The 13,454-nt window shown below is 35.0% G+C and carries 10 protein-coding genes; 3 read left to right on the top strand and 7 right to left on the bottom strand.

The genetic code is table 11. The annotated features are described in order from the left end of the window. Positions 1-50 precede the first annotated feature (50 nt). The 3 genes from argS to NEF87_RS18600 are packed head-to-tail and all read right to left on the bottom strand — an operon-like array spanning position 51 to position 5,355. The gene (gene argS, locus NEF87_RS18610; protein WP_457916998.1) at positions 51-1,961 is read right to left on the bottom strand and encodes an arginine--tRNA ligase; all 1,911 of its coding nucleotides are present in this window, start codon (positions 1,959-1,961) and stop codon (positions 51-53) included. Positions 1,962-2,021: 60 nt separating this feature from the next. Continuing rightward, the gene (locus NEF87_RS18605) at positions 2,022-4,142 is read right to left on the bottom strand and encodes an alpha-galactosidase (protein WP_457916997.1); all 2,121 of its coding nucleotides are present in this window, start codon (positions 4,140-4,142) and stop codon (positions 2,022-2,024) included. 16 nt (positions 4,143-4,158) lie between these two features. After that, positions 4,159-5,355: a hypothetical protein gene (locus NEF87_RS18600; protein WP_457916996.1), complete on the bottom strand. Its 1,197-nt coding sequence runs from the start codon at positions 5,353-5,355 to the stop codon at positions 4,159-4,161. A 335-nt stretch (positions 5,356-5,690) separates the two neighbouring features. Between NEF87_RS18600 and rpiA the strand changes: the two genes are divergently transcribed. Continuing rightward, a complete protein-coding gene (gene rpiA / locus NEF87_RS18595; RefSeq protein WP_457916995.1) occupies positions 5,691-6,398 on the top strand; it encodes a ribose 5-phosphate isomerase A in 708 nt (235 codons plus the stop codon). A gap of 20 nt (positions 6,399-6,418) precedes the next feature. On the opposite strand, the gene NEF87_RS18590 is transcribed toward rpiA, so the two are convergent. The 4 genes from NEF87_RS18590 to NEF87_RS18575 all read right to left on the bottom strand — a co-directional run bounded on the left by NEF87_RS18590 (position 6,419) and on the right by NEF87_RS18575 (position 11,094). Beyond that, a complete protein-coding gene (locus NEF87_RS18590) occupies positions 6,419-7,267 on the bottom strand; it encodes an HPP family protein (protein ID WP_371802970.1) in 849 nt (282 codons plus the stop codon). Between the two features lie 67 nt (positions 7,268-7,334). Next, positions 7,335-8,786, bottom strand: coding sequence for a proline--tRNA ligase (gene proS, locus NEF87_RS18585; RefSeq protein ID WP_457920134.1), 1,452 nt, complete (start codon positions 8,784-8,786; stop codon positions 7,335-7,337). A 313-nt stretch (positions 8,787-9,099) separates the two neighbouring features. Next, the gene (locus NEF87_RS18580) at positions 9,100-9,942 is read right to left on the bottom strand and encodes a hypothetical protein (RefSeq protein WP_457916994.1); all 843 of its coding nucleotides are present in this window, start codon (positions 9,940-9,942) and stop codon (positions 9,100-9,102) included. 102 nt (positions 9,943-10,044) lie between these two features. After that, positions 10,045-11,094 carry a C45 family autoproteolytic acyltransferase/hydolase gene (locus NEF87_RS18575; RefSeq protein WP_371802967.1) on the bottom strand — a complete coding sequence of 350 codons (1,050 nt, stop codon included), beginning with the start codon at positions 11,092-11,094 and terminating at the stop codon, positions 10,045-10,047. A 136-nt stretch (positions 11,095-11,230) separates the two neighbouring features. Between NEF87_RS18575 and NEF87_RS18570 the strand changes: the two genes are divergently transcribed. Both NEF87_RS18570 and NEF87_RS18565 read left to right on the top strand, forming a co-directional pair. Then, positions 11,231-12,157: a DMT family transporter gene (locus tag NEF87_RS18570; RefSeq protein WP_457916993.1), complete on the top strand. Its 927-nt coding sequence runs from the start codon at positions 11,231-11,233 to the stop codon at positions 12,155-12,157. Between the two features lie 52 nt (positions 12,158-12,209). Next, entirely contained in the window at positions 12,210-13,349 is a 1,140-nt protein-coding gene (locus NEF87_RS18565) for a serine hydrolase domain-containing protein (RefSeq protein WP_371802965.1), read from the top strand. Positions 13,350-13,454 lie beyond the last annotated feature (105 nt).

Genomic DNA, 13,454 nt, shown 5'->3' with positions numbered 1-13,454 from the left:
TATTAAAAAAAAAAAATATCAATAAAAAAAAATCGATTTAGACATCTTACCTACATTTCGTTTAAAACTTCAATATTTAAGGTTTGCAACCCATCTTTTAGTACAATCCGAACCACTTCAATTAACCATAAACGTGCGGTTTGAATTTCAACATTCTCTTGCAATATAGGGCATGCATGATAAAATCTGGTGAATTCTTGAGCCAATTCATAAAGATATCGGGTTAGTAAATGAGGTTTTAGATGACGGGCAGAATCAGTCATCACTTCTGGATATCTTTGTAAGTATTCAATTAGAGATTGTTCATGGGAATCTGTATATTCTTTTACTAAGTTTGAATCAAAGGTTAGAAGCATCTCTTTTTCAGAAGTAATGGGATCAAATGGAACATGGATGTTTTCCTTTATCGCTTTTCTAAACACGGAACAAATTCGAGCATACGAATACAAAATATAGGGTCCAGTTTCGCCCTCAAATGCAATACTTTGTTTCGGATCGAATAGAAAATCTCGCGCATAATCATATTTCAGAATAAAGAATCGTAACGCAGCCATCGCAATTACATGAGCACGTTCAACAACAACAGTTTCGTCCAAATCATCATATCTTTCCCGAATCGCATCTAATGCTAATAACTCCAACTCTTCTAATATATCATCAGCATCTACAACAGTTCCTTCTCGAGATTTCATTTTTCCTGTTGTTAAATTGATCATTCCGTAGGAATAATGGAAATTTTCTGCTTTCATCCCCAATCGATTAAGAACAGCAAAAATCGTTCTCAATTGCATGTTTTGTTCATTTCCAATAACATAGATGGATCGATCATAATTGAAATCGGCCATTTTTGAATAAGCTAAATATAAATCTTGAGTTGCATAAAGAGTGGTCCCATCTCTTCGGACGAATACTTTTTGTTTGGGAAGACCTTTCTTTTTGAATTTAGCAATGATTGCTCCATCTTCTAATTCTTCAAAAACACCTTTTTTTAATCCTTGCACAACGATTTCTTTTCCTTTGTTGTAGATCTCGCTTTCAAAGTAGGTTTTATCATGTTTAATTTTAAAAATCTCAAAGGTTTTTTTATAACCCATCTCTGCCCAATCATTCATCATTCGCCAGAGAGCACGGACTTCTGGATCTTTATTTTCCCAATCAACTAACATCTGTTTTAGTTCTTTTTGCATCTTTCCATAATCTGTAGCATCAATTTCACGAGTAAGCTGATTGATATAGGCAACATTTTGATCTGGAAGTGGTTTTTTACGTTCATTTTCCAATTGTGCAATTTGGTCTTCCAGCCCATTTTTTAGTCGAGCTTCTTCTTGGGCAAACTTGACATAAAAATCACCCACAAAATGATCAGATTTACGGTTTTCAGATTCAGGAGTCTTTTTTTCTCCAAATTTTTGATAAGCCCACATACTTTTGCAGATATGAATCCCCCGATCATTAAACAAGTTTGTTTGAAAAACAGTATTATCAACTTTTTGATTAATTAATGATAGTGATTGTCCCAATAGCATATTACGAACGTGACCTAAATGAAGTGGTTTATTAGTATTCGGACTTGGATATTCTACCACCAATCGAGCGGATTTTTGAGTTTTTAAGTAATGAGATTTTGCATAAGTGCGCACATCGGAGAGAATTTGAGGAAAAATATCGGCAGCCATACTTGCTTTGTTTAATATTATATTAATATAAGGACCATCACCTTCGATGGCAGCGATAAATGGAAAGTGCAACAATACATCTTCAGTGATTAAATTAATAATATCCTGGGCAATTTCAGGACCATCTTTATTTAAATCTCTTTTTAATGCAAAACAATTCATCGCAAAATCAATTTTCAAACCTTTCTTGGCAGGTTTGATGAACTTTGATAATTTTTTAGAAGTTAAATTTTTATTTTCAAGTAGCTTTTCAAAGAACTGAGCTAACCCCAAGATATAATCCATAGGGAGAAAAAGAAAAGAAATCAGAAAAAATTTGCTTTTTACAAAGTTAAAAAAATACTTCTATTCTATTTGTGTAACTTTTAACAACTCAGACTTAAAATGTCCATCCAAAGTTATCAAGGCCCCTAAGGACATGAGTAGTCTTCCGCTCAATTTTTGAGAAATTTTTGATATTTTGTATTGTGATTCAGGATTTAATCCTTGAAATATCAAGCGGAACCGATTTTCGGGAAATTTCGAAGATTGCAAGAATATAAATACCACTCCTTCGGTTTTTTCCACATTCATATACTGAACCGCAGAAACGTTTCCAGCTCGAGGGGAGAGTAATCTATACATTTCTCCCTCTTGAATTAACGGACGAATTTCTTTATATCTTTTGATATGCTTTTTTGCAATTTTTAATTGTTTTTCAGTATAATTGTTAAGATTTGCCCCAATTCCCAACGTTCCCATCATAGAACTATAAAACCGGTATTTTAGCGAAAATAGATTATCGTCCCCAGCATCGGTAACCCAACAGACCATGGATTTCGGACAATAGATGTGAGAATAGCCTTCTTGGATAAACAAACGATCATAAGGATTAGTATTGTCAGATATCCATGCCTGATCAGTAAAACTCAAAATTCCCATATCAATTCGCCCGCCACCCCCAGAACATGTTTCAAATACCACATTTGGATGACTGACACGTAATTTTGAAAAAATATCATACAAATTTTTAATATAATGCACCATTACTTCTTGCTGATGTTCTTTGGGGACATCAGGCCAACCCGGTTCACTAATAGACTTGTTCCAGTCCCATTTAATAAATTTGATATTATATTTATTGAGTAAATCATCTACCATATGAAAAACAAAGTCCTTCACCTCTGGTTTAGCTAAATTCAAATTAAGCTGATGACGAGCACGAGTTATTTCACGATTGGGAAATTGAAACACCCATTCGGGATGAGCTCGATAAAGATCACTATCTGGATTCACCATTTCAGGTTCAACCCACAATCCAAAATCCATACCTAACTCATTAACTTTATTTATTAGGGGGTCTAATCCTTCGGGAAATTTTTGAGTATTGACATACCAATCTCCAAGTCCCGCCATATCAGTATTTCGTTGACCAAACCACCCATCATCCATAACAAACAATTCTACTCCAATAGAAGCAGCTTTTTCTGCAAGAGAAGTCTGATTTTCAAGATTGACATCAAAATAAGTTGCTTCCCAGGAATTGTAGAGTATTTTTCGTAATTTTTTATTATGTTTTTTCGGTAAAATTAAATCTTCTTGAAAATGATGTAAATTACGGCTAGCCTGTCCAAATCCCTGGCTTGTAAACCCTAAAATAACACTTGGTGTGATTAATGGATTTTTTGGTAACAATCCCCAAGTAAAATCATAATTGTTCAAACCGGCGAGAATTCGGATCTGATTTCTTGGTGTATGTTCAAATGACATTTTCCAATTCCCACTCCACCTTAACGCACCAAACCACACATCTCCAGAACATTCCTGAGAATTTCCGTGATCTAAAGCAAACCATGGATGACTGTTGTGACTAGTAGCGCCCCGACGGCTTTCAATAACTTTTTTCCCAGGAACTAACATTTCTTGGTTCAAAGTATACTCAGCTGCCCACCCCCCTGAAATTGTTGTTAATCGATAAGGAAAACCTTCGGGAACATAAAAAGCGGCAGAAAAAGCTTGATCCAGCTGAATTAATTCTGAGCCAGTATTAATAATTTCACTATAGCGCTCGATGAGATCATATTTTTCATACACTATATAATGTAAATGAACCGTCAGAGAATAGTGAGGGTCTTTCAAGATCACGGTCAATTTAGGACATTTTTCTTCGCGTATTTCAACGTCACCGATTGAATAAGAATCATAATTTAAAATGACATCTCTGCTTCCATCGTGCAGTCTTGCTTTCAAACAAACTTCATGATATGCCATCCCACTTTGAGAAGGATATTCCAAATTAGCCATATCTCGCATATTATTGAATGATGCATGAAAAGTTCGTAGCGGTTCGGGAATATCAGAAGAAAAACTCAATCTTGGTCCCCAATAAAGATGGGTTAGCATTTCGTCTACACCGAGTCCAAAAGCGTATGTAGTTTTTTGGGTATTTAAAACCCATTTGCATTCATCTAAACATTCAATTGTCATATATTTCACTCTATATTTAGGATTTTAAAGAAGGGTAAGTCATAATGAATTCATCATATAATTTTTTAAGCTTTCCTTCGATTTCATTACCTTCTTTCAGTAAAAAGAAAAGATGTTGTAAAATAACTTGCGGAACTTGATACTTTTGTTGATATTGGGACTGAAGGATCTCCAATAAATAAAGAGGAGTAAATTTCTTTCCCTTAAATTCACTAATCAAGCCAATAATTTCTCTTCCCATTTCATCATTCATTATGGTAATGAATTTTGCTTTGAAAAGCTGATGTAAGACCAGATTCAGAGAATCTTGTCCAAATTCTCCATATAATTTATGTTCCAAATCAATTCGTTTGAATAATTTTACTCGTAAATTATGAATAATAGAATAAATATCTAAATTGAAAATGGTAGGAACAACCGTTTCTAGTTCATATCTTTCATCGAACTGATAACTTTTAAAAAAGCCAATTAATTCTTGAAGATATTGCTTCTCTAAATCATTTTTTATTTCTGATTTTAGTAAAGAATCTGCCAAATTTAGAGGAGGAACTCTATAAAGAAGCAAATCGCTAACTAGATAAACATAAACATCCAATAAATCATCATGATATTTTTGTTTGATAAATCCATCATTTGTTAGCAAATGTAAAACTGCATCCACATTAAGAAAATTTGAGGAAAATTGAATTTGTAATTGATCTATAAGCTGTTTTTTTGCAATGGATCCATTTTTCCGAAGAATTTGAAAAATGGCTCGTTTTAGAGGATTTCTCATGGTTAAAATTAACTGCAGATTTGGATCTTTGAAAAGATAAAGACTACCAATTTTAAAATTTGAAATGAGTATATTTTCAATTTTTTGCACCAGATTAGAATCGGATTGCACCTTTTGAGGTGTTTTTAATAAAATAGGTCCGATTCCTATCAAAATTTCGGTGGTAAGATCGATTAGAGCTTTTTCATAATTAACATTAGCTTCAGGATTTTCATGGACAAAAATAACGCTAAATTCTTGGTCACTTCCAAAAGAATAAGCAGAGAAAAAATATAAATCATCCTTATATGTTAAAACCCTATTGGAGCTATGATCCTTAAGTTGGTCGTGAAGGGATTGAAAAGAAGAGGAGATCATCTGAAAATCTGAAGGATATTGTGTAAGAATTTCGAAACTTTTTTCTTTTGTCTCGAAAGAAAGAATAATTGCTTCAACCATTTGCATTCACCATTAATTAAAAGAATACTTTTTTTGATTTTGGAACAATTTTAGAAATCGATGAGTTAAATCATTCGTTTCCCCTTCGATCAGAGCCTTTCTGGATCCTATATTCATTTTGAAATCTAATGGTTTCGTCTTGATGATCTGAGAAATCATTTTTGTGATAAGTTTCTTATTTTTTGAATTTCCAGTATTTAATTTTTCCATTTTCTTCAGTTCTTAAAATTTGATCTATTAATGGTTAATTTTTGGAAAATTTAATCCTTTTTTATTCACTATTATGATTTTCTAATTAAAACAAAAATCAAATAGGGTTATGGTTTGATAATCATATGAGTCAAACACCAATCGAACTTGCTAAGAAAAAAGCGGGATATGCAGCTGTGGACGAATTTGTTAAAGATGGAATGGTATTGGGAATTGGAAGTGGATCTACAGTAGTTTATGCAGTTAAACGCTTGATTGAACGAGTTAAAAATGAAAACTTAAAGGTTATTTGCATCCCTACTTCCTTTCAATCGATCCAGTTGATAGTTGACGGAGGATTAACTTTAGGTGATCTCTCAAGACATCCCGAAATTGATGTGGATATTGATGGGGCAGATGAAGTTGATGATAAATTACATTTGATTAAAGGAGGAGGAGGTTGTCAAGTCCAAGAGAAAATTGTTGCAAGTGTATCCAAGCAACTCGTCATTATTGCAGATTATAGGAAAGATTCAAAATCCTTAGGTGAAAAATGGAAAAAAGGAGTCCCAATTGAAGTCGTGCCAATGGCCTATGTCCCTATTATAAATAAGATCAAGAAAATGGGAGGAAAACCTACGTTACGAATGGCGAAAAACAAAGCAGGACCAATCATTTCTGATAATGGTAATTTTATAATTGATGCTGATTTCGGGATAATTCAAGATCCAATCACCCTTAATGAAAAACTCACAATGATGACCGGTGTAGTCGAAACGGGATTGTTTACCAACATGGCAATCAAAGCATTCTTTGGACAAGCTGATGGAACAATAACTTCTCGAGAAAAATAATCAATTGCCTTTTTTTTTACTTATTTGAACATTTCAGCCATTTTTTGAATGTTAAAGACATTAACGGGCGTTAATCCACGCGAATCTTTCCGTCTTTGCAATTCCTTTGCATATTTTTCACGAAACTGGCGGAGAAAATTTTGGAGTTTACGACGTAAGGTAATTGAGGATCGGTCAACAACTAAAAAAGCAGCAATCTGTCCAGCCGTTTCTAGCATAATTTCATAATTATCCTTCTCAATCAACCGAACATTGCCTGAATGCTTTAAAATTTCGGAGGTGATTCCTGAAACGGCTGATATCGATCCACCCAAAATGGAAAGAAAACCATCGGTAATATCTTGCTCAAAAAAGTGTTTACATAACACTAACCCAGATTCCATTTCCATAACGCTTAAGACAAACGGAATACCCGGAGGAAGCAAGACGGAATTCCATTTAATGATATCTTTTGTCGTAATAATACCAATCGGTTGATTTTTCTCATTACCAACAATTGCGCGTTTAAAACCCGTTTTCAGCAAGATTCCAATCAATTCATCAATCGGGGTATCTTTCTGAATAATTTCGATGGGTCCTCGCATTATATCTTTTGCTTTGGTCTCTTGCATAAGTGTTTTTCCACCGACCAACAAACCTAGATAATCCAAATGTGATCTATTTTTTACTAAAAATCGGACAATATCCGTGTGTGAAATAATATAATAGTGCAGTAAATCATCTAAATCTTCAATTATTACTGCAGAAATTTGCTTTTTATCCATTAATTCTAAAACTTTCAATAATTGAGTGTTTTTATCCACTAAATAAACACCCACATGAGCCATATCTTCAACAAGCAAACCATAACGAGGAGGAGGAGCTGACATTTTTTTTTCTACTTCTATTTGCTGTTCAACTTGATCGGCATAAATAAAAAAAAAGAAATTTATGAATTTAATAAGGGCGACCAATTCGCCAGTATTGTTTCACGGGTTTGGAACAATGGATACAATAAATATCAGATTCTTCTTTAACTTCTTTATGAAGTGCGGGAAGATATTCATCAGGAATACCTAAAAATTTTAATCCATCAACACGTTGTTCAATTTCAGCAGCACATTCTTCACTTCCACAGAATGGAACTTCTGCGATACCTTGATTGGATTCTATAAAATCAAGAGCTTCATCCAAATCATTAGTACGTGTAATCCAAGAAGCATGAAGTTTTTTCGCAGAATCCCACATCTCTTGCTGGATTAAATCTAATAATTCATTGATTTTAGTAATAGCTTCGGTTTGAGCGATAAAAATTTTCTCTCGCGTATCTCGACGAACAAGACAAACATTTCCCTTCTCAATATCCCGTGGTCCTATTTCAATCCGAATAGGTACACCCCGTAATTCCCAATGGAAATATTTCTTACCGGAACTCATATCACGTTTATCAAAGTGCACTCTAAGCCCTGCTTTTCGCACTTTTTGGAAGAATTCTTCGGAAGCTTTTAAAACCGCTTCTTCTTTATTTTTGAAGAGAATTGGAACAATTACGGCTTGAATAGGAGCAATCATTGGAGGAAGTTTCAGTCCTTTATCATCCCCATGGGAAGCAATTAATGCTGCGATAGCCCGTTCACTGATTCCATAGCATGTTTGATGAACATATTGTTGATTCCCTTCTTTATCTTCATATTTAATGTCAAAAGTCTTTGCGAATGTCGTCCCTAAGTTGTGCACCGTCCCAATTTGTAAAGCCCGGTGTTTTTGTGGGAATATACAATCATAGGCAATTGTATAATTTGCACCAGGGAACGTGTCCCATTTTGGCCTTTGAGTTTTAATGTATGGTACACCCAAAGTATCAAAGAAGCGCGAATAGGACTCCATAGCTTCGCGAATCTGTTCTTCGCATGTTTCTGCATTCTTATGATAGGTGTGAGCTTCCTTAAAGGTGGTAATTTCTCTAACCCGAATTAGAGGACGGGTATTTTTACCTTCGTAGCGGAACATATTCGCAACTTGATAAGTCTTTAAAGGAAGATCTTGATGAGAACGAATCCATTTAGCAGCCATAGGATACATAGCAGTTTCGGAAGTGGGGCGTAATGCGAGTTTGACATCAAGAGGCGTTGTTCCACCATCTTTGACCCAGTACACTTCCTCTTCAAACCCTTTGACTGTTTCGGCTTCTTTCATGAATTGTGGTTCGGGAATGAGCATGGGAAATAACATTTCATCATGAGGAACGGGGGTTGAGTCCAGTAGATCGCGGATGACCTGGAAGGTATTTTTACGTACCTTAAACCCATAGCCAAGCCAGACCCCGCATCCTTTCAAATTGTATCGGTAGTCAATAATATCGGCTTGGAAGATTACCTCATTAAACCACTCGCTAAATTTTTCTTCCATTTTAGGAAGTGCGAGTTGGTTATTGGATGATTTTCCTTTTGATTGATTTTTTTGTTTCTTAGCATTTTTCTGATTTGCCATGCTTTTTCACCTATAGTGCGCCATTTGATGATTAACGCTGATCAAATGTAGCTTATAAAATGCGCCATTTTTCTTATTCTTTGCGATTTTTTAAATACGAACAAAATAGTGAGAAAAGAAAGAAATAATTTGAACAGAAAAAAAAAATTTCTAATTGTTGAAATCGTTAAAAATTAAATTCCATCAAAAAAAAGCGCTAAGATTCAATAAAAAAGAGATTAGGGAACTAAACCTACTGATTCTTTAAATAGTTTCCCCCAAAAACAAGCACCACGAAGAAAATCACAAAATAATACCAGAGATCGACTATAATCACATTGAGCCAAAATAGTGGATTAATTGCTATGATTATTGAAACGACCAAAGTCACCAAAACCGGAATCATACCTTGATTGATGATATGTTTGAAATTGGATTGAACATACTTCCACGAGTCTTTGAATGATTGTTCCAAGCGATCTTCATTGTAGACAGACAAAATCATCCAGTGAATAAATACTACGCTTAAAAACAATTCAAAAATTAGAAATGCAACATTAATTAAAAATGCAACAATAAGCAATATAGTTGAAAGAAAAGAAGAAGCAGTATTCACATATATTTCTTGAGAAAAGTAAGAAATGAAGGTTTTTCCAATTTCAAAAATGGATATAATTAAATTTATCATTAAAATACTTGGTACATGAATTAGGGATTCTTTGAGGGATCGTAGAGGAGAGGCAGATTGAGCCGTCTTGTTATTTTCAAAAGAAGACACCTTACGGTAATTTATAACATTTTGAAGCATTTTCAGGAACCATACCGGAATTAAAATCCGAAGAGAAATCATTTTCATTAGGGTAAGAAAAAGCAAGGGATTCACTTCGAACGTTGGATTTGTGTCAAAAATAGGGATCAAAATTAAATCAATGATCAGTTCGAAAAACAATCCAAGAATAATGGGTATCAATAAGCGCTTATTCTTTTTCAATTCGGCAAAATTTTCCAGTTCAACAGAATCAAAAATCAAATTAGAAGAGAATGATGAGCGTTGCTCATTACTCACAGTATGTTGCATCACACGTTCATTTTCCATTTGGAATGCACTAATAAAATAAGAATAATTCTACCATAAAAGATTTGTAGAAAAAATATCTTCTAAAAGCCAGTGTTTGGAATAGAATTTAAAAAAAGAAAATTAGTTTTCTCCATGCTTTAGTTCATCCAAAGACATTTGGAAAATGGGGAGATTCCTATCCTTATTCGAGAAAAGATTTAAGTTAATTTGATTCGACGAAAGCTCGAAAACCGGAGTACACAAAGTTAAACCAGTATCCCCAGAAACATTTGATTTTTCTTCGACATGGATATTCTCGTGAAAGAGGATATTCTTGACATCTTCTGCAGTCCCATGTACTTTTTGAATCTCTTCATGACCTGCAGTATAGCGTGTTAGGGAAGACCCGGACACATTTTGTGATAAATGCTTGAATTTGGGAGAAATATAATGATTCGTATGGAAATATCGATCAGAAATTTCTGTTATGGCTATATCATCGGCTATTGTTTCGATGTTAATCACCCGATGTTCGTGTAACGAAGCGATATTATAACTGTATACTCCTGCTCTTTTGGGAATTGTTGAAATCCGATGAATCACATCGTTGATGGACGTGGCTTCCATGAGATTCCGATCAATTAAAATACGTGGGAAAGTATCATTCGGGGAGAAATTTGGCATGGCATTCCCAGACATTGCGATACCATGAGAGTTGAACCCCCATGCATTCCCATTAAGGCTTCCCGCATTAGTAAAAGCGAGATAATGCCCTCCATTTTCAAGGTGAGCCATTATTATATAAGAATTCATCCCCAAGGATTTGAGATTATCTTCATTGTGCCCAAAAACCATGTGATCGGTATGTTTAAAAATGACTGTGGAGCAATTATTCGCCGATTGGAAGGAATGACGGAGATTGTGTATCAAAAGTAACCGAAAATCACAGCTAGCACCATCAGCCATCCCTTGAATTTCATCAATATATTGGGGGAGGTGTTTGTTTGCATGTTGTAGGAGTGAATCTAAAAACTTAGGATTTCTTTTATCTTTCTCCGCATTGAGGTGTAATTGATCACAGGTATTCAGAGCATGATTTATTCGAGATTTAAATGTTTTCCCAATCGAATACCCCATTTCATAGTTGGTGCCTTTAACATGTAATACAGGAAATATCTTTGTTAAATCCATGGTGACTTCTCAGATTAGTTAACGAAGGGATTTTAAAAAAACCTATCTTTCAGAAATAGTGTATCATTTCATTATTTTAATCATCGATATTTGATTTCAAAAACTTCTCATAGGATTCATTATATTTTAAAGTGACATGCAAAAACGGACTTCCTATCTTCTGGCCATTATCACCATGATCTTTTGGGGAACAGCCTTCCCCTTTTCCAAATACATTATTGATAAATCGATCAACCCGATCGTTTTTCTGGCTTTACGCATGTCTTTCGCATTATTATTTTGTGTCGTGTATTTGGTAGCTACAAAACAAATTAAAGAATGGGGAAAAATGTTCAAACGCCATTTTTGGAAGTTATTTGCCTTAGGATTGACATTATATGCATGTTCCTATATCGTGCAATATTTTGGGGTGAGATATACCTCGGCCATTAATCAAACCATTATTAGTAATACTACCACATTCTTTGTCGTGCTTCTCAATTTCATCCTGTACAAACGCAAGCCCACAAAACTTTTTGTCATAAGTATGATCACTGGATTTTTGGGAGTCTTGCTCATTATGTTAAATGATGAAATGCAGATCTCTGCTTCGACCTTGAAAGGAGATTTACTCACTCTCCTTTCATTTTTTCTCTGGTCACTCTATGTTATCCTTAATCGGGACATAACGACAAAAGAGAAGCCTCTACTAGTCACTACTTCAGTTTTTATCTGGACGTGTGCATTACTTGTTCCTTTATCCTTTGGTTTCGGAATAGTTGAACAAATTTCAACACTCACTTTCCTTGATTGGGTCGTTATTGCATATTTATGCATCATTTGCAGCGGAATTGCCACACTATTTTATACAATCGCTCTTTCTAATGAAACCATCCCTTCGGAAAATCTCGCCCTTATTAGCTTTTTATTGCCAGTAGTAGGGATCATCACGAGCATAATTGTTCTTGGGGAAGCGATTACTTGGCGAACAATTCTCGGCAGTATGATTGTTCTCGCCTCAGTTTTTATTATTGAATCTAAGGATGAGCATAAAGAAGAACTCACCAGCATGGCAAATCAGTGAGTATCAAACTGTTGAGCATAAAAATAATATTCCCTTTTTACCTAGCTGATATATGAACCCGAGTGCAAATCACTTCGTTACAACATTGGAAAACACTTTAATTCCAGTGAAATCAGAAGACGGAAATGAATCTGAAACCAGTATATCTTATAATATCCATAATCGCATGAACGAATTACATATCTCAGGGATCTCAATAGTATTGCTCCAAAATAATATTCAAACACACCATCTTTGCTATGGAAAAAGTGATACAACAACAGATCTTAAAATTAACAAGAAGTCGATCTTTCATGCTTGCTCCATTAGCAAATTTATTACAGCCTTGGCAGTTATGAAACTCATTGAACAAAAATTTCTGGATTTGGATACCCCTATTAAAAATTACTTGACATCATGGATCTTTCCAGAAAACGAATTCACTAAGAAAACTCCGGTAACTATTCGCCATTTATTAAGTCATCAAGCAGGAATCATCGATCCCGAAGGCAGTTTTGATGTTTATAACCCACAAACACCTTACCCTACCAATTTGGATATTCTGACAGGTGTCTCATCCTACCATGAGGGGGAAGTGCATGCTCAAAGTGAACCGAATACCAAATTTCATTACTCCGATGGAGGATTTTGTGTCCTAGAACAAATTGTTGTAGACATTCTACAAAAACCTTTTGCCTTGGTTATAAAGGAACTGATTTTCCAACCGTTGAATATTCACGATGCCTTTTATCATGATCCTACCCTCACCATGGATTATTCAAAATCAGTTGTAGGTCATAATTCCACAGGAGACCCAATTACTAACAAGTATCCTATTTATCCTTATATGGCCGCCGCGGGATTATGGATCTCCCCGACTTCATTGGCCAAGATCGTAATTCAATTGTCCCTCAGTCTTCAAGGAAAGGGGAAACTTCTTACGGATGTGCAGCTTGTCAAAGAAATGGTCACAAGTCAAGGATGTTTTGCACATGTCGGGTTAGGTGTATTTTTAGATGGTGATTGCCCGGAACCAATGGTAATATCCAATGGCTGGGGGGTTGGTTTTCAAGCCAATATCATTGCATTCCCTCAAACAGGTTCAGCGAGTATCATTATGATGAATGCAGAACCGGGAAAATCCCAGCGAGAATCTATCATAGGGGAAATTTATCGAGGAATAGGTAAAATTTTGGAGTGGCCAGGATTTTAAGAATTACTTGAAGGAAAAATAAGATCAATTTTTTGATTTTGTTGTAGCGGGTTTTAATATCCAAAATAAGCAGCAAATAATGAAACGAGCCCACCCCCACGTCAA

Origin of the sequence: Candidatus Lokiarchaeum ossiferum (genome assembly GCA_025839675.1) — an archaeon.
Lineage (GTDB): Archaea > Asgardarchaeota > Lokiarchaeia > Sigyniarchaeales > Promethearchaeaceae > Lokiarchaeum > Lokiarchaeum ossiferum.
This window is presented reverse-complemented; position numbering and strand designations above follow the sequence as displayed.

Excerpts from the sequence above, each read along its gene's own strand:
- NEF87_RS18605 (WP_457916997.1), bottom strand. The coding sequence starts at position 4,142 with ATGACAATTGAATGTTTAGATGAATGCAAATGGGTTTTAAATACCCAA.
- NEF87_RS18580 (WP_457916994.1), bottom strand. The coding sequence starts at position 9,942 with ATGGAAAATGAACGTGTGATGCAACATACTGTGAGTAATGAGCAACGC.
- NEF87_RS18570 (WP_457916993.1), top strand. The coding sequence starts at position 11,231 with ATGCAAAAACGGACTTCCTATCTTCTGGCCATTATCACCATGATCTTT.
- NEF87_RS18565 (WP_371802965.1), top strand. The coding sequence starts at position 12,210 with ATGAACCCGAGTGCAAATCACTTCGTTACAACATTGGAAAACACTTTA.
- rpiA (WP_457916995.1), top strand. The coding sequence starts at position 5,691 with ATGAGTCAAACACCAATCGAACTTGCTAAGAAAAAAGCGGGATATGCA.
- NEF87_RS18590 (WP_371802970.1), bottom strand. The coding sequence starts at position 7,267 with ATGTCAGCTCCTCCTCCTCGTTATGGTTTGCTTGTTGAAGATATGGCT.
- NEF87_RS18575 (WP_371802967.1), bottom strand. The coding sequence starts at position 11,094 with ATGGATTTAACAAAGATATTTCCTGTATTACATGTTAAAGGCACCAAC.
- argS (WP_457916998.1), bottom strand. The coding sequence starts at position 1,961 with ATGGATTATATCTTGGGGTTAGCTCAGTTCTTTGAAAAGCTACTTGAA.
- NEF87_RS18600 (WP_457916996.1), bottom strand. The coding sequence starts at position 5,355 with ATGGTTGAAGCAATTATTCTTTCTTTCGAGACAAAAGAAAAAAGTTTC.
- proS (WP_457920134.1), bottom strand. The coding sequence starts at position 8,786 with ATGGAAGAAAAATTTAGCGAGTGGTTTAATGAGGTAATCTTCCAAGCC.